Annotated in this window: 18 protein-coding genes and 1 tRNA gene; 10 read left to right on the top strand and 9 right to left on the bottom strand. The window is 33.6% G+C overall.

All coding sequences use genetic code 11. The annotated features are described in order from the left end of the window. Positions 1-55 precede the first annotated feature (55 nt). Positions 56-973 (top strand): peptide chain release factor N(5)-glutamine methyltransferase, encoded by a 918-nt coding sequence (gene prmC / locus ACFQ0S_RS08270; RefSeq protein WP_379759058.1) that lies wholly within the window; start codon positions 56-58, stop codon positions 971-973. Positions 974-988: 15 nt separating this feature from the next. Here the strand turns inward: prmC and ACFQ0S_RS08265 are convergent, their stop codons facing one another. Further along, entirely contained in the window at positions 989-2,233 is a 1,245-nt protein-coding gene (locus ACFQ0S_RS08265) for an ABC transporter permease (protein WP_379759056.1), read from the bottom strand. Between the two features lie 171 nt (positions 2,234-2,404). Between ACFQ0S_RS08265 and hisS the strand changes: the two genes are divergently transcribed. Further along, the gene (gene hisS / locus ACFQ0S_RS08260; protein WP_379759053.1) at positions 2,405-3,781 is read left to right on the top strand and encodes a histidine--tRNA ligase; all 1,377 of its coding nucleotides are present in this window, start codon (positions 2,405-2,407) and stop codon (positions 3,779-3,781) included. Between the two features lie 77 nt (positions 3,782-3,858). On the opposite strand, the gene ACFQ0S_RS08255 is transcribed toward hisS, so the two are convergent. Together ACFQ0S_RS08255 and ACFQ0S_RS08250 are read right to left on the bottom strand one after the other, a co-directional pair. Continuing rightward, on the bottom strand, positions 3,859-12,051 hold the full coding sequence (locus ACFQ0S_RS08255) for a T9SS type A sorting domain-containing protein (protein WP_379759050.1): 8,193 nt from the start codon (positions 12,049-12,051) through the stop codon (positions 3,859-3,861). A 397-nt stretch (positions 12,052-12,448) separates the two neighbouring features. After that, a tRNA-Met gene (locus tag ACFQ0S_RS08250) sits at positions 12,449-12,522 on the bottom strand. A 150-nt stretch (positions 12,523-12,672) separates the two neighbouring features. Here ACFQ0S_RS08250 and ACFQ0S_RS08245 point away from each other — a divergent pair. Both ACFQ0S_RS08245 and ACFQ0S_RS08240 read left to right on the top strand, forming a co-directional pair. Further along, positions 12,673-13,065, top strand: a complete 393-nt coding sequence (locus ACFQ0S_RS08245; RefSeq protein WP_379759047.1) for an START-like domain-containing protein — start codon at positions 12,673-12,675, stop codon at positions 13,063-13,065. Positions 13,066-13,122: 57 nt separating this feature from the next. Beyond that, positions 13,123-13,959, top strand: coding sequence for an aminotransferase class IV (locus ACFQ0S_RS08240; protein WP_379759044.1), 837 nt, complete (start codon positions 13,123-13,125; stop codon positions 13,957-13,959). Here ACFQ0S_RS08240 and ACFQ0S_RS08235 read toward each other — a convergent pair. The 5 genes from ACFQ0S_RS08235 to ACFQ0S_RS08215 all read right to left on the bottom strand — a co-directional run bounded on the left by ACFQ0S_RS08235 (position 13,956) and on the right by ACFQ0S_RS08215 (position 18,542). After that, positions 13,956-14,516: a YqgE/AlgH family protein gene (locus tag ACFQ0S_RS08235; RefSeq protein ID WP_379759041.1), complete on the bottom strand. Its 561-nt coding sequence runs from the start codon at positions 14,514-14,516 to the stop codon at positions 13,956-13,958. The two genes, ACFQ0S_RS08240 and ACFQ0S_RS08235, sit on opposite strands and share 4 nt — an antisense overlap. A 119-nt stretch (positions 14,517-14,635) precedes the next feature. Next, positions 14,636-14,908 carry an HU family DNA-binding protein gene (locus ACFQ0S_RS08230; RefSeq protein ID WP_379759038.1) on the bottom strand — a complete coding sequence of 91 codons (273 nt, stop codon included), beginning with the start codon at positions 14,906-14,908 and terminating at the stop codon, positions 14,636-14,638. A 177-nt stretch (positions 14,909-15,085) separates the two neighbouring features. Next, entirely contained in the window at positions 15,086-16,033 is a 948-nt protein-coding gene (gene fmt / locus ACFQ0S_RS08225; RefSeq protein ID WP_379759035.1) for a methionyl-tRNA formyltransferase, read from the bottom strand. Then, positions 16,033-17,928 (bottom strand): RecQ family ATP-dependent DNA helicase, encoded by a 1,896-nt coding sequence (locus ACFQ0S_RS08220; RefSeq protein WP_379759032.1) that lies wholly within the window; start codon positions 17,926-17,928, stop codon positions 16,033-16,035. Before ACFQ0S_RS08220 ends, fmt begins: the two co-directional genes overlap by 1 nt. Positions 17,929-17,975: 47 nt before the next feature. Next, on the bottom strand, positions 17,976-18,542 hold the full coding sequence (locus tag ACFQ0S_RS08215) for an AAA family ATPase (protein WP_379759029.1): 567 nt from the start codon (positions 18,540-18,542) through the stop codon (positions 17,976-17,978). A 148-nt stretch (positions 18,543-18,690) separates the two neighbouring features. On the opposite strand from ACFQ0S_RS08215, the gene ACFQ0S_RS08210 reads away from it, so the two are divergent. The 4 genes from ACFQ0S_RS08210 (at position 18,691) to ACFQ0S_RS08195 (ending at position 21,991) form a co-directional block, all read left to right on the top strand. Beyond that, positions 18,691-18,987, top strand: a complete 297-nt coding sequence (locus ACFQ0S_RS08210; RefSeq protein WP_379759027.1) for a DUF493 family protein — start codon at positions 18,691-18,693, stop codon at positions 18,985-18,987. 3 nt (positions 18,988-18,990) lie between these two features. Further along, positions 18,991-19,710 carry a DUF4290 domain-containing protein gene (locus ACFQ0S_RS08205; protein ID WP_379759024.1) on the top strand — a complete coding sequence of 240 codons (720 nt, stop codon included), beginning with the start codon at positions 18,991-18,993 and terminating at the stop codon, positions 19,708-19,710. A gap of 80 nt (positions 19,711-19,790) precedes the next feature. Then, a complete protein-coding gene (gene murA / locus ACFQ0S_RS08200) occupies positions 19,791-21,101 on the top strand; it encodes a UDP-N-acetylglucosamine 1-carboxyvinyltransferase (protein ID WP_379759021.1) in 1,311 nt (436 codons plus the stop codon). A 23-nt stretch (positions 21,102-21,124) separates the two neighbouring features. After that, complete coding sequence (locus ACFQ0S_RS08195; protein ID WP_379759018.1) at positions 21,125-21,991, top strand: cation diffusion facilitator family transporter; 867 nt, start codon at positions 21,125-21,127, stop codon at positions 21,989-21,991. Between the two features lie 7 nt (positions 21,992-21,998). Here the strand turns inward: ACFQ0S_RS08195 and aroQ are convergent, their stop codons facing one another. After that, positions 21,999-22,412, bottom strand: a complete 414-nt coding sequence (gene aroQ / locus ACFQ0S_RS08190; RefSeq protein WP_379759015.1) for a type II 3-dehydroquinate dehydratase — start codon at positions 22,410-22,412, stop codon at positions 21,999-22,001. A 389-nt stretch (positions 22,413-22,801) separates the two neighbouring features. Between aroQ and ACFQ0S_RS08185 the strand changes: the two genes are divergently transcribed. Together ACFQ0S_RS08185 and xerD are read left to right on the top strand one after the other, a co-directional pair. Then, on the top strand, positions 22,802-23,515 hold the full coding sequence (locus ACFQ0S_RS08185; RefSeq protein ID WP_379759012.1) for a hypothetical protein: 714 nt from the start codon (positions 22,802-22,804) through the stop codon (positions 23,513-23,515). 74 nt (positions 23,516-23,589) lie between these two features. After that, positions 23,590-24,486, top strand: coding sequence for a site-specific tyrosine recombinase XerD (xerD, locus tag ACFQ0S_RS08180; protein WP_379759009.1), 897 nt, complete (start codon positions 23,590-23,592; stop codon positions 24,484-24,486). The last annotated feature ends 46 nt before the right edge of the window (positions 24,487-24,532 follow it).

Below are 24,532 nucleotides of genomic sequence, written 5' to 3'. Positions count from 1 at the left end.
ATAAAGTAGTGATTGAATATCTTTGCTTTTTTACTCAAAAAAATAATTTCTATCTATGCGAATTAAAGAATACAGAAGTCATTTTATTCAGGAACTTTCGCCCATTTATGATGAAGCCGAAGTGGAGAGTTTTTTTTATTTGATTTTAGAAGATAAGCGTAAGCTAAAAAGAATTGATTTGGCTTTGCAAAATGATTTGGGTTTTTCTGAAAATGAAATTCAAAATTGGAACATCATTGTCGAGCAACTCCAGCAAGAAATTCCCATTCAATATATATTAGGGGAAACAAATTTTTATGGTTTGAATTTCGAAGTCAATGAAAATGTACTTATCCCGAGACCTGAAACAGAAGAATTAGTCGATTGGATTATTGAAAGTCAAAAGTTAGAAGTGCAATCCCGAAGCTTAGGGAAGAAGACGGATTTTATAGGCGAAAATTGGAGAGTTTTAGATATAGGAACCGGAAGCGGTTGTATTGCAATTTCTTTGGCTAAAAACCTTCAAAACTTTCAAGTTTTCGCTATTGATATTTCTGAGAAGGCAATAGTAACGGCTGAAAGAAATGCTGACAAAAACAATGTTTCTATTCATTTTATTAAAACGGATATTCTAAAGCTTATCAACCTGGATGAACTTCAAACTTCGAGCTTCCCAGTTTCCATTAAATATGACATAATAGTTTCTAATCCGCCGTATGTGCGTAATCTTGAAAAAGCTGAAATCAAGAAAAATGTATTAGATAACGAACCTCATTTGGCCTTGTTCGTTGACGATAACGATGCTTTAATTTTTTACAAAAAAATAGCTGAATTGGCGCTGAAAAATTTATCAAAAAAGGGGAAATTGTATTTTGAAATTAATCAATATTTAGGAAAAGAAACTGTCGAACTATTAACAAAAATGAATTTCAAAAATATAGAATTAAGGAAAGATATTTATGGAAACGATAGGATGATTCGATGTGAAATATAATAATTTCAGTATAAACTATTCATATCTCAAAGCCTCAATTGGGTCAAGTCTAGAAGCTTTTAATGCCGGATAAGAACCCGACGCTATAGCTACAACAAATGTGGTTAAAAACGCTGCCGTAATAGCTTGCCACGGAATGACAAATATAAATGTCATAGCAGATGCAATTCCGTAACCTGCTAGTATTCCTAAAATTATTCCTAGTACCCCACCTAATTGCCCAATAATTAAGGTTTCCATAAAAAACTGTAAAGCTATTGTCCCTCGTTTTGCTCCTAATGCTTTTCTAATACCAATTTCACGAGTTCTTTCGGTAACAGAAACCAGCATGATATTCATTAATGCAATTGAAGAACCAAAAATGGTAATGATTCCTATTACCCATGCTGATACACCTAAGTATTGCGTAATGCTCAAGATGCGATTAATTAAATCATCACTTCTAGAAATTCCGAAATTATTGTCTTTTATTGGACTCAGTTTACGAACTCTCCGCATCGTACTGTTGGCTTCATCAGTTGCTTGATCTAGCAATTCTTTTTTGTCGACCATGACACTTAAAGTATAGTTTATGTCAGGTGCTGTAAATAGTGATCGGGCTACTTGTATAGGAATTAAAACTCTTAAATCTTGACTGTTTCCAAAAGTGGAACCTTTTTCTTTCAACAAACCTATAACCTTAAACTTAGCGCCTCGAATGGATAAAATTTGATCAATAGGATTTACATCTTTAAAAAGTTGCTTTACAAAATCAGATCCAATTACACAGGAATAGGTGTTGTTTGCAATATCAAAAGTGGTAAAATTTCTACCTTTTGTAGTTTCTAAACCAGAGTTTATTAAAAAATATTCATCAACACCCAAAACGGTAATTTCGGGATCGGTTTTTTTTGTTTCTGATTTTACTTCGGCATTTGAAGTCGCTGTAAAAGAAAGAGAAGTGTGTGTTAATGGATAATCGTATTTTTGTTTAAAAGCTACAGCTTCAGGATAACTAATTATTGGATTTTCTGTTTTAGCATTGTTATGGCGGTCTATTCTTTCAGAAAAATCATATTGATTAATAGTAAAAGTATTCGCACCCATAGATGCAAAATCACTAGAAACTGTATTTTCTAAAGCCGAAACAACTGTTAGAATACAAACCAAAGCGGTAATCCCAATAGCTATGATTAATACCGTAAGTATGGTACGTAACAATTGCGTTTTTATAGAGCTTAGCGCAATTCGGACATTTTCTTTAAATAAATGCAGCATCATAACAATTTGACACGAAATTACGATTTTTGTTACAAGTTTGAATTAGATGCCGTGTTATTTATTTTAAAAATAAGATATTTGCAAAGCGAATTAAAGATTCAGGATTTTCGATTTGGGATTTACCCAGCAATTAAATCCTCAATCTAAAATCTAAAATCCTAAATTTAAAAAATGGCATCAAAACCAAGTATTCCTAAAGGTACTAGAGATTTTTCACCAGCTGAGGTGGCAAAACGTCAATACATTATTTCAATTATAAAAAGCAATTTCGAGAAATTTGGGTTTCAACCCATAGAAACACCTTCGTTTGAAAACTCTGAAACCTTGATGGGAAAATACGGGGAAGAAGGGGATAGATTGATTTTTAAGATATTGAATTCTGGGGATTTTTTGGATAAGGTATCTTTAGAAGAACTACAAACTATAAACTATAAACCTTTAACTTCTAAAATTTCCGAAAAAGCACTTCGTTATGACCTAACCGTGCCATTTGCAAGATACGTAGTGCAACATCAAAACGAAATTGAGTTTCCCTTTAAAAGATACCAAATACAACCGGTTTGGCGTGCCGATCGTCCACAGAAAGGACGTTTCAGAGAATTTTATCAATGCGATGCCGATGTGGTGGGGTCTAAATCATTATGGCAAGAAGTAGAGTTGGTGCAATTATACGATGCTGTTTTTACTGCATTGGGTTTAAAAGGTGTTACCATAAAAATCAACAACCGAAAAATTCTTTCGGGAATAGCTGAAGTGATTGGTGCATCTGATAAACTAATTTATTTTACAGTAGCTTTAGACAAACTCGACAAAATAGGAGAGGAAGGCGTAAAAAAAGAAATGATTGAAAAAGGAATTTCTGAAAATGCTATCGAGAAAGTGCAACCGCTATTTAATTTTACGGGAAGTATTTCAGAAAAAATAAAACAACTTTCAGGCTTATTGACTTCATCAGCAGAAGGAATGAAAGGAGTTTCTGAGTTGCAGTTTATTTGTGATACAGTTACAAAATTAGGATTAAAGGAGTCAATTTTAGATTTAGATGTGACTTTGGCAAGAGGGTTAAATTATTACACAGGTGCTATTTTTGAAGTTGCTCCGCCCGAAGGAGTAGCTATGGGCTCTATTGGTGGAGGCGGAAGATACGATGATTTGACAGGTATTTTTGGTTTAAAAGATATGAGTGGAGTAGGGATTTCTTTTGGATTGGATAGAATTTATTTAGTGTTAGAAGAATTGAATCTGTTTCCTGAAACTATACTTGCAACATCAAAAGCGTTATTCATAAATTATGGCGAAAAAGAAGCGTTTTATGCCATGGAGGCCATTACTAAATTAAGAGCTGCAAATATAAAAGTAGAGTTGTATCCAGACGCTATTAAAGTCGGTAAGCAGTTTATGCATGCTGATAGGCGCCAAATTCCTTATGCAGTTATTGTTGGCGAAACTGAAATGAATGAGGAAAAGTTTGCATTAAAAAACTTAATTTCTGGCGAACAAATTTTAGTTAATTTTGACGAATTGAAAAATCAATTAGCAAGCATCTAGAATTTTTAGAGTTTAATAAATTAAAAAAGCTTCTCAGATGAGAAGCTTTTTTACTTTTTTTTGGGAAAAAAGGGCATTTATCTGATGATAACTTTTTTACTGATATCACCATTTGTGGTTTGTACTTTTACAATGTACGTTCCTGAGCTCACATTGGTTACAGGAATTTTAATTTTAGTCTGAGCTTGATCTTTTACATTCCATTTATTAATAGATTGACCAAGAATGTTATATAAAGTAACCGATTGAACTGTTTCGTTTAAAAGGTTATTCTTAATATTTATTGAATTATCATTGTTAGCAAATGCTACTTTAACAGCTTCATTTATGTCAAAGTTGTTTACTGATAACGATGAAGGGTTATTGAATCTTAAAGAGAATCGATCAGCAAGTGTTCCCGCTGTTAAATTAATTTCGAAATCTTTTTCTTTAATATCATGGTATAACTTGGTTACATTATCATAAATGTATATACTAGAATTTGCATCGAAATTTTCAGTTTGATTAAGAACAAATTTTGCTTTTCCTTCAATAGCTGTTTTTACACCAAGAGGGAAAGAACTTGCAGAATCAAAATAAGTATCACCTTGAATAACTAATCTAGTGTTGTTGTTTAAGAAATACATATCACTAGCTTGTGTATCCAATTGTACAGCATCATATCCAGGATCTATGGCACTAGTAGCATTTTCGTTCATAAAGCCTAACAACAACTCTCGTCTATTATTATCAGGAGAGATGTAACTAAATCGTATTTTAGCAAACTCATTGTCTTGAGGTATAGCATCTTGTCTGTTATCGAACTCTTTTTGAACTACTGTACTAGTATTAGTATTGTTTCTAAAAAGCGCATTAGAGTTTACAACATCGTCTTCTTTTATAAATAAACGTTGACTATTGTTAAAGTTAATAGTTCCTCCAGTTGCACTTCCGTTTACGAAGAAGCCTTGTCCTACAGGGATGTATCTACCAGGTATTCTAGAACTAGAACCTAAACCACTAACACCAGCAGGAGAAACAGGAGTAGTACCGCCAACAAGATTTCTTGTAGCATAACCACCTTGATAGGCCGCTAGATTGTGAGAGGCATTTGTGCTAAAATGTTCCCAGAAATACAATGTTCCTGTGGTAGAACTAAGATTAGCAGTTATAAATGCATTCGCATCTAATGCTGAAGGGTAAGGGTTACCACTTAAATTAGAATTATTAGCAGCAATAGGACTAGATATTGCACCACTGTTAGGTTTGCCTACGAAAGTATAGTTTTGAGTAGCACTTGCAGCACCGCTCCCTTTTAGAGTATAACCTTGACCTGCGAATAAAGTTCCTGTTTGTAAAACTTTAGCCCAATTGGCATAAATAGGACTCACATTTTGAAATTTAAAAATCCAATAATTACTCAAAGTGATTGGTGTTGTTGGCGCTCCGTTATAACCAGTAGTCCAAGTAAAGTTTTGAATATTTGCAGGGTCAGTTCCGTCTTTCATAACGCTATCAACTGTATACGAGTTGTTATTACTAGTCGTGCTAATTCCTCCAACAGGAGAAGACCAATAATTATAACTGAATTTATTAGATTGTCCTTGTTGATCTCTTTCTATAAAACCAGCGCTTGTAACATCTAAATCACTGTTTATAGTTTGTACCAATTGCGATCTACCTTGCAAATCTATTTTACCATCTAATTTTAAATACCAATCGTTTTGTATTTTAGTATTATTGTTCATAGTAATTGTTGCACTAGGACTAACAAACATACCCAAATCAGTATTGTTTGCAGTTTCTGTAATATTATGATTCACTTGAATTATAGAATAATCGAAGTCTACCACGTCTAAACCTCTAATGTCTTTTGTTGTGTCATTTACCGCTGTTGCAAATGTTCCTGTTCGTATTGTTGTAAATGGCATTGGAGCTTGTTGCATATTAATCACTTTATGGTTAAAAATTTCCATTCCAGTAACTAAATCAATAGATGCGGTAGTTAAATCATCAATAATATCATCTTTATAAACGTCCATTCTATAGTATCGTAATACGTTTGCAAAGGGTAACGCACCAATATCTTTAGGAACAATAGCTCCTCTTACTTGAGATGCTGTATTTTGAATTTCTTGATACACCATTCGTTGTACTTGTATGTCAGTAAGTGCTAGGTTAAAAACTCTTACTTCATCAATTTTACCTCTGAAGAAGTTAGAACTTGCACTTGGATTTTTCCCTAATGTTAAAATGTTAGAAGGAATAGTGCCAGTAGCTACAGCGGTATTTACCATTAGTCCATTTAGGAATAATTTTACTGTAGACCCGTCGTAGACAGCAGCAACATGATACCATTGTGATCTGTTTAGACTTGTGGTGTTAAAAGCCACTGTTGTCCCGTTAACTACAGCTTCTAAATTTCTTGCACTTGTAACTCGTAATAGGAAATTAGGGGTACCCATAACAACTCCAGTTGAAGAAAAAGCTGGGTTCAAATCTATCCAAGCCATTATAGATGCATTTGGTAATATACCTAAAGCAGTAGCATCTTGTGCATAATCATTTCTTCCATCAAAATCTAAAAAGAGTTTTCTGTTTAAATCTCTTGGAGAACCTATAGTTGCATCATTGGTGTCGAAAGTATCGGTAATACCATCTCGATCAGCATCACCAGGACTGTCAATTCTTCCGTCTCCATTCGCATCAAAACTTCCGTATAAACCTGTTTGAATATCATTAATACCATCATCATTTGAGTCTAGTTGCAAATAATCAGGAATACCGTTACCATCACTATCTTGAGCATAAGCTCTTGTTGTTGTTCCAAAAACTGTAGAGTTATCATAAAGGTTTAGTAGTCCATCTCCTTCAGAGTCTAATCCATCACCTCTACCATCTCCAGTAATGTCTCCATCACCATTTAATAAGTTTGCTTCATCTACATCAAATAGAGTGTCATTATCACTATCAAGGTCTAAATGATTCGGCACACCATCACCATCAGTATCAGGAATAACATATGTGCCAGCAGTAATCAATGTATCAATATAATCATTTAATCCATTTGTATTTGTATCAACCCAAGTAGCAGCATTTGTTCTATCCATTGTAGATTTATTATTGCTGTAAGCTTTAAATCCAGCTTCTTCAATATCTGGAATACCATCATTATCGTCATCTACATCAACAATGTCTGAAATTGCGTCACCATCAGTATCGATACAGTTTTGGTTAATAATAATTTGAACATCATCAATTAAATTTCCTACGGAAGCATCACCAGATGCCGTATAGCCAGCTTGAAAAGTTAAAACGATACTAGTCTGCCCTAAAGGAATTGAGTAAGTTCCTGAATATGATCCCCAAGAAGTATTTCCATCTACCATTGTAACAATTGGTGTTGACGCGATAGCATTAGCTAAATTATTTCCAAATTTTACAAAAGCTTGATCAGATCCTGCTCTTCCTCTATGTTTTATTGACCAATTGATAGTACCTCCTGCTCCATTTAAACAAAAAGTCTGATATAATATTCCTGCTATGTTTGCATTTAATTCAGCAAATTGATTACCAGCAGCAGCTGGTACTGCTCCATATCCTCCATTCATTCCAGAACTCCATATTTCGATAAAATTCTCAGCACTAGTTTGCCATCCAGTCACACTAGATGTAGGAAGAATAGCATAAGTTGCAGTCCCAATTACAGGAGTTTCAAAACTTCCATTTACAAAAACATCACTTATACAAGTGCCACATTCTACGGAATCTATAATACCATCGTTATCATCATCTTGGTCAGCATTATTTTCTACACCGTCACCATCATTGTCTAATAATCCTGTACCTTGAATCACAAATGTATACGGGTTTTCGTCACTGTCATTATTAACAATATTAATTTGAGCTAATCTTGTAAAAACCCCATTTGGATTAAATGTTACAGTAAAAGTAGTACCAGCTCCAGCACCAATTGTAAGAGTGCTAGGATTTGCAGTTATGCTAAATTCAGATGCATTAGTTCCAGAGATTGTTGGATTTGATATAGTTAAAGGAAGTGAGCCAGTGTTTACAATAGTAAAAGTACGGGTAACTGTTGCTAAATTTATATCTGCTGGACCAAAATCGGAACCAGTTGTAATTGAAGCTGTTGGAGTATTATTTGGAATTGACACACTGTTTCCTTGTAAATCAATTTCTCTTGCAGCTCCAGTTCCTTGAATGTTAAAATCATATGAAGTTTCATTACTGTCGTTATTTGCAATACTAATTGTAGCTGACCTTGTTCCAATTGCTGTAGGTGAAAAGGTTATAACAAATGTGGTACTACTAAAAGCTGCAACAGTTGTGGCTGGTGGAGTCGTAATAGTAAATTCAGATGCATGTGTGCCAGTACGAGTAATTGCACCAATATTTAATGTCATATTACCATTATTGAAAATAGTAAATGTTCTAGTTCCTGCTACTGTACTAAAATCCGTCCAATTTGAAGTTGTTGGAACAATAACAGTACTATCAGGAATAGAAATTGTATTTCCTTGAATATCAATTTCAGGGATTATTCCAAATCCTTGAATTGCAAAAGTATAAGGGTTTTCATTATTATCGTTATTTTCTATACTTATTGTAGCAGTCCTTGTGTTAATTGCACTTGGTGTAAATGTTACCACAAATGTGGTACTGCTATTTGCTGCAACAGTTGTTGCTGGAGGTGTTGTAATGCTAAAGTCAGCTGCATGTGTTCCTTCAATTGTTATTGAATCTATAGTTAATGGTAGACTTCCAGTGTTACGTATAGTGAATGTTCTAGTTGCTGTAACAGTACTAAAATCTGTCCAGTCTGCAATAGAGGGAGTAGAATCACCATTAACAATTGAAGTTGCATTACCTTGTAGATCAATTTCTTGCTCAGTTCCTGTTCCTTGTATTTCATAAGAATATGAACTTTCGTCAGGATCATTATTTATTATTGAAATTGTAGCTGTTCTAACTCCAACAGCTGTTGGTGCAAAAGTAACAACAAAAGAAGTGCTAGAACCTATTGCAACAATGCTACTTGGAGGAGTTGTTACAGAAAATTCACTGCCATTTAATCCAGAAATTGTAATTGTTCCAATAGTTAATAAGGCATTACCAAGGTTGCGTATTGTATAAGTTCTTGTTGTATTTGAAGCTCCAAAGTCTGTCCAATTTGTTATTGAAGGAGCTGCTTCACCACTTGTAATTGTTGTTGCATTTCCTTGAACCTCTATCTCAGGATAATTTACAGTAGCAATAACAACACTTCTAGGTATAGAAGCACAAGTGCCGTTAACTGCTTCTACATAAAAAGTTGTAGTTGATGTAATTGTTGGGGTAGTAAAGTTTGTTCCTGAACCTAACAAAGTACCTCCAGTTAAAGCATCATACCAGTTTAATGTGCCAATTGAAGCCGTAGCACTTAGCACAACACTTCCGGCACCTGTTCTTGTTCTAGGTGTAGTTCCTGTAATTGTAGGAAATACATTAACAGTTATAGAACCAGTTGCTGTAACTTGAGGCGCGCAACCACCAGTTGTAACAACCGAATAATTAGATGTCCCAACAGCAGTTGGAGTTCCGCTAATGGTAACTTGATTTACTGACCAAGAACCAGTAACACCAGCTGGCAAACCAGTAACTATAGCCCCAGTTGCTCCAGTTGTTGATAAAATGATGCTTGACATTGGTGTGTTAATACAAGTTGTTCTGTTAATTCCTGCCGCAATGGTATTTAAAGGAGTAACTGTAATAGTTCCTGTTGCTATTACTGGAGTACAACTACCATTTGTTGTAACTGTATAGTTAAATGTTCCTGCCTCAGTTGGAGTCCCGCTTATAGTAACTTGATTAGATGCCCAAGTTCCAGTAACACCAGTTGGTAAACCACTAACTGTAGCTCCAGTAGCCCCAGTAGTTGCTAAAGTGATGCTTGTTATTGCAGTATTAATACAAGTTGTTCTGTTAATTCCTAATGCAATTGTATGTATTGGTGAAACTGTAATAGTTCCAGTAGTTATTGCAGGAGTACAGCCACCTGTAGTTGTAACTGTATAGTTAAATGTTCCAGATGCAGTAGGAGTTCCGCTGATAGTAACTTGATTAGAAGCCCAAGTTCCAGTAACACCAGCTGGCAAACCAGCAACTGTAGCTCCAGTAGCTCCAGTAGTTGCTAAAGTGATACTTGTTATTGCAGTATTAATACAAGTTGTTCTGTTAATGCCTGCAACAATGGTATTTAAAGGTGTAACTGTAATAGTTCCTGTCGCTATTGCTGGAGTACAACCACCAGTAGTTGTAACTGTATAGTTAAATGTTCCGGAAGCCGTTGGAGTTCCACTGATAGTAACTATATTAGATGCCCATGAACCAGTAACACCAGCTGGTAAGCCAGTAACTGTTGCTCCAGTAGCTCCAGTAGTTGTTAAAGTGATGCTTGTTATTGCAGTATTAATACACGATGTTCTGTTAATTCCTGCAGCAATTGTATGTATTGTTGAAACTGTAATAGTTCCGGTAGTTATTGCCGGAGTACAGCCACCTGTAGTTGTAACAGTGTAGGTAAATGTTCCAGATGCAGTTGGCGTTCCGCTTATAGTAACTGTGTTAGAAGCCCAAGTTCCAGTCACGCCAGCTGGCAACCCAGTAACTGTAGCACCAGTAGCTCCAGTAGTTGCTAAAGTGATGGTTACTAGTGCGGTATTTATACAAGTTGTTCTGTTAATGCCTGCTACAATTGTATTTAAAGGTGTAACTGTTATAGTTCCTGTTGTTGATACGGAACAACCACCAGTTGTTGTAACTGTATAGTTAAATGTTCCAGATGCAGTTGGAGTTCCGCTGATAGTAACTTGATTAGAGGCCCAAGTTCCAGTAACACCAGCTGGTAAACCAGTAACAGTAGCTCCAGTAGCTCCAGTAGTTGTTATTGTGATAGTTGTTATTGCAGAATTATTACAAGTTGTTCTGTTAATTCCTGCTGTAATTGTATGTATTGGCGAAACTGTTATAGTTCCAGTAGTTGTTGCAGGAGTACAACCACCGGTAGTTGTAACTGTATAGTTAAAAGTTCCAGATGCCGTAGGAGTACCACTTATGGTAACCTGATTAGATGCCCAAGAACCAGTAACACCAAATGGCAAACCAGTAACAGTAGCTCCAGTAGCTCCAGTAGTTGTTAAAGTAATGTTTGATATTGAAGTATTAATACAAGTTGTTCTGTCAATACCTGCAGCAATAGTATTTAAAGGGGTCACGTTAATAGTTCCATTTGCAGTAACTGTTCCACAACCTCCTGTTAGAGTAACAGTGTAGTTAAATGTTCCAGACTCAGTTGGCGTTCCGCCTATAGTAACTGTGTTAGAAGCCCAAGTTCCAGTAACACCAGCCGGTAGTCCGCTAATAGTAGCACCCGTTGCCCCAGTAGTACTATAAGTAATATTTGTAATTGGAGTATTGATACATCTAGTTTGATTGTCAGTTCCAAGTGCAGAAGTAAATGAAATTGTATTAGAGGTACACGACCAAGTAATAACAACCTGACCATTAGCTCCATTCCCACCTATTGAAGGTGTTCCTGAGGCAATTCTCTCACCAGAACCACCACCACCAGCTCCAAAAAGTATTCCAGAAACACCATTATTTCTGTTATTACCACCGTTTCCCCCAATTCCTCCTCCAGTTGGAGCAGCGGCAGCAGTTACTGTTGTCCAAGGATTAGTTCCAGAAGTACCGTTTGCCAAAGTACCTGCAGATGATCCTCCAGGACCACCCATTCCCGTACCACTATTATTTCCATTACCTCCATTACCTCCAGAAAACTTAGTGGTTCCTATACCACTTGCAGCTGCACCACCATTTCCTCCTGCAGCTCCAGATGTAGAAGTTCCAGCAATACCTCCATTACCTCCTTTAGCAAGTAAAGTTCCAGTTGTATTAAACCACGAATCTCCTCCAGCTGTTCCGTCTACAGCAGTTCCAATTGCTCCAGTACCTACTGTTAAAGTATATGTTACCCCAGGGATAACTGTAATAGTAGAACGACTGTAAGCTCCACCGCCACCGCCACCGCCACCATCAGAATTTGAATTGTTACCACCACCAGAACCACCTGCTCCCCAAGCTTCTACTTGAATAGAGGTTACCCCTGCAGGGCATGTCCATGTTCCTGAAGTTGTAAATGTTTGAGGTGACTGAGCGTACCCAATAATAGTTACTAATAAGAGACCTATTAGTAAAAATATTTTTTTGTTTATGTAAGTAATTGTTTTCATAACTTTTTTCCCCCGAAAAATGGTTTTTAAATGTTTTTATACATTATTTAACACAACAAAAATATACTAGTAAAATGAATTGACAAAATTTTTTGCCGATAAAAAGCGTAAAACATCGATGAAATACATTAATTTTATTATTTTGTAAGTAAATATGTATAATAAATGAATTTAGATATTATGTTTTTTCTTGTGTCAAAGTAAAACTTAGGTGATTTAAAAAGAATTATGATGCTTTTTTTAGGAATAAACACACAATCAGTTTGTTGTGATTTAGTTTTAGAATGTGAGAATAGAGAGAATTTGTTTTTTTGGGATTGATTGCAATAAGACTTGAGAATATTTTAATTGTAAAAAAAAATCTCTAAACGTATATAGTTTAGAGATTTTAATAGTGTAGCGAAGACGGGAGTTGAACCCGTGACCTCAGGGTTATGAATCCTGCGCTCTAACCGACTGAGCTACCTCGCCATAAATGCATATCAAGCAGTCCTTATATGCGGGTGCAAATATAAAATTTAAATCATAGGTAACAAATATAAAAAGAGAAAAAAATTATTTTTAAAAATCCTTTTTTTTTGATTTAATATTTATATATTTCCAAAAAATTACACAAAGAAAATGGAGCTAAAATCAAGATACGAATTAGAATTTCCAATAAACTCATCACCACAATTGCTATATCAGTATATATCAACACCTTCGGGATTGTCGGAGTGGTTTGCTGATAACGTAAATTCAAGAGGAGAGTATTTTACTTTTATCTGGAATGATTCAGAGGAGAATGCTAGGCTTTCATCAAAAAAAACAGGAGAGAAAATAAAGTTCAGATGGATAGATGAAAATAAAAAAGATACTGATTATTTTTTTGAATTGCGAATACTTGAAGATGAAATAACTAAAGATGTTTCTCTTATGGTAATAGATTTTGCTGAACCAGATGAAATTGATGAAGCAAAACTATTATGGGAAAATCAAATTTCAGACCTAAAACATGTCATAGGTTCTGTTTAATATTTTATTAATTTAAACTTATATTTGTCCCGTATAATCGGGACTTTTTTATTTATTATGATTAATTATAACGGCACTATTTTTCCAGCTTCAACAAATTTATTGTATAATAATAGGGCGTTTCTATATGGAGATGGCGTTTTTGAAACGGTTAAAATTATAAACAATAGGATACTTTTTCTTGAGGATCATTATTTTAGATTAATGTCATCGATGCGAATTCTTAGGATGGAAATCCCAATGAATTTTACTATGGAATATTTTGAAGAACAAATAAAGTTAGTTGTAAATACTAATAATTATTCAGATGCTGTACGTGCTAGAATTACAGTTTATAGAAACCCAGGCGGTTATTATTTGCCTGAAACAAACACCATCTCTTTTTTAATACATTCACTACCTATAGAAAATAAGTTCTATTCTATAAATTCAAATGAATATGAAGTTGATTTGTATAAAGATATTTATGTTTCAAAACAATTGTTGTCAACTTTAAAAACGACCAATAAAGTCATAAATATTACAGCTAGTATATACGCAAAAGAGAATGACTTACAAAATTGTTTGTTATTGAATGAAGATAAAAATGTTGTAGAAGCAGTACAAGGAAATGTCTTTATGTTAATGGATAATAAATTAATTACACCACCAATTTCTGAAGGATGTCTGAATGGAATTATGAGGAAACAAATTTTAGCGATAGTGAAGAAAATGGATAATATTGAAGTGGTTGAAGAGGCTATTTCCCCTTTTGATCTTCAGAAAGCAAACGAATTGTTTATTACGAATGTTATAAAAGGAATTCAGCCAATAACGAAATACAGAAAAAAGGAATATAAAACAGCGTTTTCGCAAAAAGCTTTGAACCTATTGAATGATTTTATTGTAGCTTAATTCAATAATGGATTTTCGGGGGCATTAGACCATAAAATATAATCACCTCCTAATTCTAAAATTTTTTCTTTCCAAAAATCGGTTGTCGATTTGCCTATTATCTTATTTTGATACAAATTTTCGGCAATAATCCAAGAATTTGATGCCATTTCGTTTTCTAACTGTTGTGTTTCCCAACCAGTATAACCAAGAAAAAAACGAATATTATCTTTCTTTATCTTTCCTTCATTGATTAAATTTCTTGTCAATTCAAAATCACCACCCCAGAAAATACCACTCGAAATCTCTATACTTTCATTAATTAAATTAGGGACATTATGGATAAAATAAAGATTGTCTTGCTCAACTGGCCCACCGTTATAAATTTTAAAATTAGCCTCAATATCGGGAACTAAATCTCTTATAGTATATTTTAGAGGTTTATTTAGTATAAATCCTACCGATCCTTCGGAATTGTGTTCTGCTAATAAAATAACAGAACGATTAAATGATAAATCACCAATTATAGAAGGTTCTGCAATAAGTAATTGCCCTTTTTTTAATTTTTCTGAAATCATTTTGTAGTAATTTTCAATAAATTTAACACTATTTTTTTTAAATACATAAAAATTTTTAATAAAAGTAAAAAAAAAGTCTTCCAAAAGGAAGACTTTAATGTATTTGAGACAAACGTATACTAGTTTACTGAACCTTCTAATTCTGCACCAGCTTTAAATTTCACTACATTTTTAGCAGCAATTTTTATTGTTTTTCCTGTTTGAGGGTTTCTTCCGTCTCTTGCAGCTCTGTTAGAAACTGACCAAGATCCAAAACCTACTAAAGAAACTCTTCCGCCTTTTTTCAAAGTAGCTCCTACATTACCTAAAAATGATTCTAAAGCTAATTTTGCAGCAGCTTTTGTGATTCCTGCATCAGCAGCAATAGCATCGATTAATTCTGATTTATTCATAATAATAATTATTAATTGTTGGTTAAACATTTTGTTACTGATAACAAATTTAATAGGAATTCCTTACTGCACAAGCGTTTCGCAATGTTTTTAGTTAATTTGTTGATAACTCGAATCATTTGTTGATAAAGCGACTTGTTTTTGTCGAAAATTCGTTCGTTTCAGTGTTTTCGCAACCTAACAAACTTTTGTGTTTTCTGAAAAAGTCATTCCATTGAGCAATTCATGAATTGTCATTTTTTTCTTTCCTGGAAATTGAAGACTTAAAATGGAAAGAAATCCACCTAATACAGCTACTTTTAATTCCTTTTTATTTGAAAAAATGGTGCCAATATTTTCTATATGTTCTATAGCATTAAATTGGGCCTCATAAATTTTCACATTCCATTCTTGACTATCGTCCTTAAAAATGCACCATGCAGTTGGGTATGGCGAAAGTCCCCGAATAAGATTATGAATTTCAGCTCCTGATTTTGACCAATCAATTTTGCAATTGTCTTTATCTAGTTTATAGGCTGTTTTTATTTCTTGATTTTCTTTTTGAATTGTAGTAACCACATTTCCTTTTTCAATTAAAGCTATTGTCTCAACAACGGTTTTACTTCCTAATTGCATTAATCTGTCATGTAAGTGTCCTGCATTTTCATTTGCCGAAATCTCAATTTCGTTACTTAGAATCATAGCGCCAGTATCAATTTTGTCGTCTATAAAAAAAGTAGTTACCCCAGTTTTGGATTCACCATTAATTATAGCCCAATTTATAGGAGCTGCTCCACGATAATTAGGAAGGAGTGAAGCATGAAGATTAAAAGTGCCTAATTGTGGCATTTCCCAAACTACTTTTGGCAACATTCTAAAAGCCACAACAACTTGCAAATTTGCATTTAGCGATTTTAATTCTTTTATAAAATTTTCGTCTTTTAAGTTTGTGGGTTGTAATAAAAACATGTTATTAGCTAGGGCATATTCTTTAACTGCTGAATATTTTATTTTTTGTCCACGTCCAGCAGGTTTATCGGCGGCAGTAATTACTCCAACTACGGTATAGTTGTTTTTTAGTATTGTATCAAGAATTCCAACTGCAAATTCTGGTGTTCCCATAAATACAATTCGTAGTTTTTCCATTATAATTTTATTGAGTATTTATTATTTGGTTTTACCATTATGGTATCATTATCTAATAATTGTTGCAGCGCAAAGATAATATCCTCAGCATTGTATTTTAATTTAATTTCAATTTCTCTAGAATTTAAATCCCCTTTATTTAAAAGTATAATAATTGCTTCTGTAGTAGTTGTGGTATTCCTTTTTTTACTGTTTTTAGCAATGCAATAGGAGCAGACCCCACAATCTGAATCTGTTTTTTCTCCGAAATAGTTCAAAATTAATTTGCTTCTACAAACATTTTTTTCTTGAATATAATGAAGAACGGCGTCAAGTTGTTCTTTTTTTAAATTGTTTTGGCGTTCTAAATATTTTGAAACTCTATTGATAGTCCTCTCATCTTCACGAACTTCATTGAAAACGAGTGTAGCATCATTATTTTTAGAATGGTAGTCAATAATTTCTTTTTCTTTAAGCTTGTTTAAAACAGCTAGGATTTCGTTTTCAGAATGATTTGATTTTTTAGCAATTAATTGTAAATTAAAAGCGGTTTGCATGTCATATACTCCTGGATATGTTCGTAAAATGGTTAAGATTATAGATTCGTCATTTGGGTTTAAACTCATATAGCGAATCACTTCTTTTGAAGAAATGATAAATTGAAGCGTAATTTTTTCTGAAAATTCTTGTGATAAATTAATAATTCCTTGTCTGTCTAAAAATTGCATCGCATTGTAAGTTTTTAAAATAGGAAATCCATATTTTAAACAAAAATGATTCAAGTTGAAAGAAAATTGTTCGTTAATACCTTCTCCGTATGCAATTTGAAAATAATTACACAGTTTAATATACATAGTATTTAAAAACGATTTGTCTGGAAGTACAGCAATAAACTGACTTTCAGCCTGAACAATATCTGATGGACTTGTAAGTATCACAGAAAATGCTTTTTCGCCATTTCGCCCACACCTACCTGCTTCTTGATAATAATTTTCTAGATTCTCGGGAAGTTGGATATGTATAACCGTTTTCACATTGGCTTTGTCAATTCCCATTCCAAAAGCATTGGTAGCCACAATTACTTGTGCGTCTTCTTGCATCCACAATTGCATGTTTTTATCTTTTTCTTTTGGTGATAGACCTCCGTGGTAATAGGTAGCTTTTATACCTAAGGATTGTAACTGAGAAGACACATCCAGACACGATTTTCTATTGCGTACATATATAATTGAAGGTTGCGGATTTTTTTTCAAAATTTGTTCGATGCGAAATAGTTTGTCCTCTACCTCAAAAACCATGTAGGCAATATTTTTTCGAGCAAATGATTTTTGAAAGATTTGAGGATTTTTCAAGCTCAATTCAGCAATAATATCTTCTTTTACTTTAGGAGTTGCAGTTGCGGTTAACGCTAAAAAAGGTGCTTTCGGAAAATGAGGTTTTAGTTCAGCTATTTTTAAATACGCTGGACGAAAATCATGACCCCATTGCGAAACACAATGCGCTTCATCAATTGCAATTAAATTGATAGGTAGATTTTTTAGTCGTTCTAAAATCCAATCCGATTGCAAACGCTCAGGCGATAGGTATAAAAATTTATAGTTTCCGAATTCACAATTGTCTAAAAGATGAATCATTTCTTCTGACTTTATGCCGCCAGTTAAAGCAATTGCTTTTATGTCTTTTTTTTGCAAATTGGCAACCTGATCTTTCATTAATGCAACTAGTGGCGATATTACCAAACAAATCCCCTCTTTCATCATGCCAGGTATCTGAAAACAAATCGATTTTCCTCCGCCTGTAGGCATTAAAGTAAAGGTGTCATTTCCGCTCAAAACAGCATCAATTATTTCGTTTTGTAACGATCTAAAAGCGTCATGTTTCCAGTGTTTTTGAAGAATTTGTAACGCTGTTTGCATAGATTTCAGATTTGTTTCTGGTATTTACCTGAAAAGTGAGAATCCGATTAATTAAAATCCAACTGAATTTGATTGGAATTAGAAACTTTATCTAAAATAAATAGAATTCTATTGGCAACACTATCTTTTGGAACTTCTATGAGTTCATAACCATAATTTTGGTAAGTTTCAGTGAGATGAGTGTAAATAAGCTTAGCTTGTTCATAATTTTCGTACCGAGCATCGTCACTTTCATAAATTTCTTCCCATGGCGGAAGAATAAAAATTTTAGAATAAATATGTTCTCTACAAGCAACATCAAAAAAAGCAGGATAACTATCGCCTATGTAGTGCATGTAGGCTAAAACATCGGGAATCCCCCTGTCTAAAAAAACAATTTCATGCGGCTCGTTTTGAGCGTTTTTATATTGTTTTTTTCTTCCTTCTAAAAGCAATTCACTAAATAATAAGGGGTTTTCAAGAAACAATTGTTCAATACCTTGTTTTTTTGCTTCTAAGGTAACCTCACGCGAAATCTCAGGATAGCAACAGTATCCTTTTGCTATCAATGCATCAATGATAGTGGTTTTTCCAGTTCCTGGACCGCCTATAATAACTATTATTTCTTTGTGCACGATTTAAAAATAAGGAGCAAACTTACTTAAACTTATTGGGATTTAAAAAAATGAATGAAGTTAATAATTCAGTTTTACCAAAAATTCATAATACATCATTCATAATTGTCATTTGAAACTGTATATTTGCTTTTATTTTAGTTTAAGAATGGACAACGAGAAAGAAAAAGAAGTAGCTGAGTTTTATGAAAGGTTAAAAGTGGAGTTAGACATGAGCAATACTTGGCCTGCAGAATATTTATTTAAATTTATTGTTCCCTCAGTTGATGATAATGTTTTTCGTGTAGAGGAAGCATTTAACTGTATGGGAGCTGTAATAAAGACTACAAAATCTAAAACCGGAAAATTTACTAGCGTGTCAATAGATGTAACCGTAAAAAATGCTCAAGAAGTAATCGATAAATACCAAGAAGTATCTACTATAAAAGGTATAGTTTCCCTATAAATTATGAATTCAAAGTATATAAAAGAAAATGCGAATGATACAGTCTTTAATTTAGAATACAATTCTGAAAGACAACATTTAATCATTCCAGAATACGGTCGTCATTTGCAAAAATTGATAGATCAAGCTACCGTAATTGAGGATGATGTTGAGCGGAACAAAGCCGCTAAATATATCATTCAAGTCATGGGAAGCTTAAATCCTCATTTGCGTGATGTGCCTGATTTTCAGCATAAATTATGGGATCAACTATTTATTATGTCTGATTTTAGGATGGTTGCCGACTCTCCGTATCCAATTCCATCTCGTGAAGTTTTACAGCTTAAACCAGATGTTTTGAAATATCCCCAAAATTTTCCTAAATACAGATTTTATGGTAATAACATCAAATATATGATTGATGTTGCCAACAAATGGGAAGAAGGCGAAATGAAGAATGCTTTGATAAAAGTCATTGCTAATCACATGAAGAAATCCTATTTGAGTTGGAACAAAGACACCGTAAAAGATGATGTGATTTTCGAACATTTATTGGAGTTATCAGAGGGAACCATCAACTTAACTCAAAGTACGGAGGAGCTTTTGAATACAAACGATTTAATGCGAACCAATAAACGAGTTTCAAATAAAATTATTCCGTCTGGAGGTATAAAACCAAAAAATTCTAAAAACGGAAAATCAAACAATCCGATTCATAAAAATCAAAATAGAAAACCTTTGTAAAATAGTTGTGCGTTATAAGTTATGTGTTTGTCTTTGATAACATGAAACCTAATAACCCATAACCCATAACATCAATAAAAATGGGAACCTTTAAAATTGAAGGAGGAATTCGTCTAAAAGGCGATATTACTCCACAGGGCGCAAAAAATGAAGCATTACAAATTTTGTGTGCCGTTCTATTAACTGAAGAAAAAGTTACAATCAACAATATTCCTGATATTATTGATGTCAATAAGTTAATTACATTGTTGGGGAATTTGGGTGTAAAAATTCAAAAAAACGGACAAAGTTCCATTACTTTTCAGTCAGATGATGTAAATGTAGGTTATCTTGAAACAGAAGCATTTAAAAAAGAAGGCGGTTCATTGCGAGGATCTATAATGATTGTTGGACCACTTTTAGCGCGTTTCGGAAAGGGATATATTCCAAAACCTGGTGGGGATAAAATAGGAAGGCGAAGATTAGATACCCATTTTGAGGGATTTATAAATTTAGGAGCGAAATTTCGTTACAATAGAGAAGATCATTTTTATGGTGTAGAAGCTCCGGAAGGACTTACCGGTTCTGATATGTTGTTAGATGAAGCTTCAGTAACTGGTACTGCAAACATAGTTATGGCAGCAGTTTTAGCCAAAGGAAGAACAACGGTTTATAATGCTGCATGCGAACCGTATTTACAACAGCTTTGTAAGATGTTGAATTCAATGGGAGCCAAAATATCAGGAGTTGGGTCTAACTTATTAATCATTGAAGGGGTAGAAAAATTAGACGGATGTACGCATAGAATTCTTCCTGATATGATAGAAATTGGTTCTTGGATAGGATTGGCAGCAATGACCAAATCTGAAATTACCATTAAAAATGTAAGTTGGGAAAATCTTGGAGTTATTCCAAATGTATTTAGAAAACTAGGAATTACGCTAGAAAGAAAAGGAGACGACATTTATATTCCTGCTCACGAAAAAGGATATGAAGTAAAAACAGATATTGACGGTTCTATTCTTACTATATCTGACGCACCTTGGCCTGGATTCACACCAGATTTATTAAGTATCGTTTTAGTAGTGGCTACCCAAGCAAAAGGCGATGTTTTAATTCATCAAAAAATGTTTGAAAGCCGTTTGTTTTTTGTAGATAAATTAATTGATATGGGGGCAAAAATTATTCTTTGTGATCCCCATAGAGCCGTGGTTATTGGACACGATTTCAAATCACAACTAAAAGCAACTACTATGTCTTCGCCTGATATTCGTGCTGGAATTTCATTACTGATTGCAGCTTTATCAGCAAAAGGAACTAGTACCATTCAAAATATAGAACAAATAGATAGAGGTTACGAAAGAATTGATGAGCGACTACGCGCTATAGGTGCAAATATTGTTCGGGTATAAACTAAAATATAAAGTTTATTGACATGAATAACGAGCAAACAGCTATTAAAGCTACTTATTTTAGTATTGTAGGTAATTCATGTCTAGCTATTATAAAATTTTTAGCTGGTTTTTTCGGAAATTCTTACGCTTTAATTGCTGATGCTATAGAATCTACTACAGATATTTTTGCATCCTTTTTAGTGTTATTTGGAATTAAATATTCTAACAAGCCTGCAGATGATAATCATCCATACGGTCATGGTAGAGCAGAACCTTTAATTACTTTTTTAGTTGTAGGGTTTTTAATTACATCGGCTACAATTATTGCTTATGAAAGTATTATTAACATACAAATAGCTCATGATTTACCAAAATCATGGACACTTTATATTTTAGGCGCGATTATCGTTTGGAAAGAATATTCATTTCGATTAGTAATGAAGCGAAGCAAAGAAAGCAATAGTTCCTCATTAAAAGCAGATGCTTGGCATCATAGGAGTGATGCTATAACTTCAATTGCGGCATTTATAGGAATAGCTTCAGCACTAATTTTGGGAAAAGGATATGAATCGGCAGATGATTGGGCGGCGCTTTTTGCCTCAGGATTTATCATTTATAATAGCTATCTTATTTTTAGACCAGCTCTTGGAGAGATTATGGACGAGCATCTTTATGATGATATAGTAGATGAAATTCGAAAAGTTGCTCTAACCGTTACTGGAATAATAGCTACTGAAAAATGTTTTATTCGTAAAGCAGGAATGAAATATCATGTCGATTTACATGCAATAGTAAACGGAAAAATTTCAGTAAAAGAAGGGCATGATTTATCTCATAAACTCAAAGATTCCTTGCGACATGAAATCCCTGAATTGGGACATGTGTTAATACATATTGAGCCTAATTAATTTTTTACTACAGAAAAGACAATAACGCCAACTCATAACTTTTCATTCCAAACCCAAGAACAACACCTTTAGCATTTCCAGAAATATAGGATTGATGCCTGAAACTTTCTCTAGAAAAAGTATTCGAAATATGTACTTCAACCACTGGAGTTGTAATGGCTTTTAAGGCATCTCCAATACCAATGGAGGTATGTGTATAAGCACCAGCATTTACAATGATTCCGTCATAGGAAAAGCCTACATCTTGAATTTTAGTAATCAATTCACCTTCAATATTACTTTGAAAATAATGCAATTCTATTTGTGGAAATTTACTTTTTAAAGATTCAAAATAGTCTTCAAAAGTTGCACTTCCATATATCTCAGGCTCCCGTTTTCCTAATAAATTGAGGTTGGGACCATTTATGATAATGATTTTCATAAGTTGGTATTTATTATTTTTTATCGGTCATATGTAATTGCTTTGCCTATTCGCTACTCTTGGGTCTCATAACGCCATTGATTTTTGCGACCAATTTTAGGACATGCTCATTTCATACTTATTTTTTTGTAAAAATAGGAAAAACATTGATGAGTTAGATACTAATTTTAGTTTGATTTTTTAGATGTAACAAGTTTTGGATTTATAGCCCCAAAGACTTTAAAAATTACATTAATCGTATTTTAATTAATTTAGATTAATAAATTTATTTTTTTTTAACGTGAAAATAATTATATGTTAATAAAATTGTTGACAACTCAAAAATTTGTTAAAATTTTAAGATTTAATAATCAATACTTTTGATATATAAACTTTAAACAAAATTTATTATGAAAAAAATTATTTTAACAGCTGCTGCTGTTTTTGCATTTAGTTTTGCAAATGCTCAGGATTTAAAATCTAAAAAAGGTGAAAACTATTTGCCTGAAGCTGGTGATTGGGCAATTAGCTTTAACGCTACTGGTGTTTTCAACTATGTAGGGAATGCCTTTAATGGTAGTTTAGCTAACACTGCACCAACAGTTGCAAATGCTACACCTAATTCTTTCGTTGGGAAAAAATTCATTGACGCTAAAAGCGCTTATAGAGTAGTGGCTAATTTAGGTTTTGGAAGCAATAACAATCCAGGCGGCGTAGTTTCAGGATATGCTTTTGGTGCATATAAAGCATCAACATTTAATCTTACTGCAGGTGTTGGTAAAGAATGGAGAAGAGGCTCTACGAGATTACAAGGTTTCTATGGTGCTGATGCATTAGTAGGTTTTACTTCTACAAAATGGACTGAAGATGGAGCTCCTAAACAAATTTTTAATGCAGGGACATCTATTAACTTAGGGGTAAATGGTTTCATTGGTGCTGAATATTTCTTATTCCCAAAAATAGCTATTGGTGCACAGTACAACTATGGTTTGCGAATCGCGTCAAACGGTGCTTCAAAGTATTCAGCTACAGGTGTGCCTGAAGTTGAAGTTAGTAAATCTTCTTCAAACATTAACTTAGGTAACGTAACTTCAGCTTCTATGAACTTGACGTTACACTTTTAATATGTTTCAAATTAAATTAAAACCTCTCAATTTGAGAGGTTTTTTTTTGCTCCAAAATAGCGTTACTTTGCATCATGAATTGGCAAACCTATATAAAAAGTTATCAATCCTATCTTAAAATAGAACGGGGATTATCAAAAAACACTATTGATAATTATACGTTTGATATAGAACGACTTATCCTTTTTTTGGAGGCTAATCACATTGAAATATCTCCTGTAAAGATAACAGAAGAAACACTCCAACAATTTGTTTACAGTGTTTCTAAAGAAGTGAATCCGCGTTCGCAGGGGAGAATTATCTCTGGATTAAAAAGTTTTTTTTCTTATTTAATTTTTGAAGATTATCGTACTGATAATCCTTTAACTTTAATCGAATCACCCCGTATTGGTCGTAAATTGCCTGATACATTGTCTCTTGCTGAAATTGACGCTATCATTGATGCGATTGATTTAAGTACTCCCGAAGGTGAACGCAATCGGGCGATTCTAGAAACCTTGTACAGTTGCGGACTTAGAGTGTCAGAGTTAGTTGCATTAAAAATATCAGATTTATTTTTTGAGGAAGGCTTTGTTAAAATTACAGGAAAAGGCAACAAACAACGATTTGTTCCGATAGGAAGTACTACACAAAAGATTATTTTAGATTACCATAATCTTGTTCGAGTGCATCTCCATATTCAAAAAGGACATGAAGATACTTTATTCTTAAATAGACGGGGACGGCAATTAACTAGAGCAATGATTTTTACAATAATAAAGGATTTGACTGTAAAGATTGGTCTTAATAAAACAATTAGTCCACACACTTTTAGGCATTCATTTGCAACACATCTTCTTGAGAATGGTGCCGATTTGCGTTCTATTCAATTAATGCTCGGACACGAATCTATAACTACAACTGAAATTTATGTGCATTTAGACAGAACGCATTTAACTCAGATTATGAATACATTTCATCCTCGAAAATAAAATTCACACACCCTAATTATTATAATAATAAACTTACAATATTGAT

It is taken from the genome of Flavobacterium myungsuense (genome assembly GCF_042677265.1).
Taxonomy (GTDB): domain Bacteria; phylum Bacteroidota; class Bacteroidia; order Flavobacteriales; family Flavobacteriaceae; genus Flavobacterium; species Flavobacterium myungsuense.
Note: the sequence above shows the minus strand (reverse complement) of the source record. Positions and strands in the feature narration are given on the sequence as shown.

Excerpts from the sequence above, each read along its gene's own strand:
- ACFQ0S_RS08195 (WP_379759018.1), top strand. The coding sequence starts at position 21,125 with ATGAATAACGAGCAAACAGCTATTAAAGCTACTTATTTTAGTATTGTA.
- ACFQ0S_RS08185 (WP_379759012.1), top strand. The coding sequence starts at position 22,802 with ATGAAAAAAATTATTTTAACAGCTGCTGCTGTTTTTGCATTTAGTTTT.
- fmt (WP_379759035.1), bottom strand. The coding sequence starts at position 16,033 with ATGGAAAAACTACGAATTGTATTTATGGGAACACCAGAATTTGCAGTT.
- murA (WP_379759021.1), top strand. The coding sequence starts at position 19,791 with ATGGGAACCTTTAAAATTGAAGGAGGAATTCGTCTAAAAGGCGATATT.
- prmC (WP_379759058.1), top strand. The coding sequence starts at position 56 with ATGCGAATTAAAGAATACAGAAGTCATTTTATTCAGGAACTTTCGCCC.
- aroQ (WP_379759015.1), bottom strand. The coding sequence starts at position 22,412 with ATGAAAATCATTATCATAAATGGTCCCAACCTCAATTTATTAGGAAAA.
- ACFQ0S_RS08220 (WP_379759032.1), bottom strand. The coding sequence starts at position 17,928 with ATGCAAACAGCGTTACAAATTCTTCAAAAACACTGGAAACATGACGCT.
- ACFQ0S_RS08235 (WP_379759041.1), bottom strand. The coding sequence starts at position 14,516 with ATGATTTCAGAAAAATTAAAAAAAGGGCAATTACTTATTGCAGAACCT.
- ACFQ0S_RS08240 (WP_379759044.1), top strand. The coding sequence starts at position 13,123 with ATGATTAATTATAACGGCACTATTTTTCCAGCTTCAACAAATTTATTG.
- ACFQ0S_RS08255 (WP_379759050.1), bottom strand. The coding sequence starts at position 12,051 with ATGAAAACAATTACTTACATAAACAAAAAAATATTTTTACTAATAGGT.
- ACFQ0S_RS08245 (WP_379759047.1), top strand. The coding sequence starts at position 12,673 with ATGGAGCTAAAATCAAGATACGAATTAGAATTTCCAATAAACTCATCA.
- ACFQ0S_RS08265 (WP_379759056.1), bottom strand. The coding sequence starts at position 2,233 with ATGATGCTGCATTTATTTAAAGAAAATGTCCGAATTGCGCTAAGCTCT.
- xerD (WP_379759009.1), top strand. The coding sequence starts at position 23,590 with ATGAATTGGCAAACCTATATAAAAAGTTATCAATCCTATCTTAAAATA.
- ACFQ0S_RS08210 (WP_379759027.1), top strand. The coding sequence starts at position 18,691 with ATGGACAACGAGAAAGAAAAAGAAGTAGCTGAGTTTTATGAAAGGTTA.
- hisS (WP_379759053.1), top strand. The coding sequence starts at position 2,405 with ATGGCATCAAAACCAAGTATTCCTAAAGGTACTAGAGATTTTTCACCA.
- ACFQ0S_RS08230 (WP_379759038.1), bottom strand. The coding sequence starts at position 14,908 with ATGAATAAATCAGAATTAATCGATGCTATTGCTGCTGATGCAGGAATC.
- ACFQ0S_RS08205 (WP_379759024.1), top strand. The coding sequence starts at position 18,991 with ATGAATTCAAAGTATATAAAAGAAAATGCGAATGATACAGTCTTTAAT.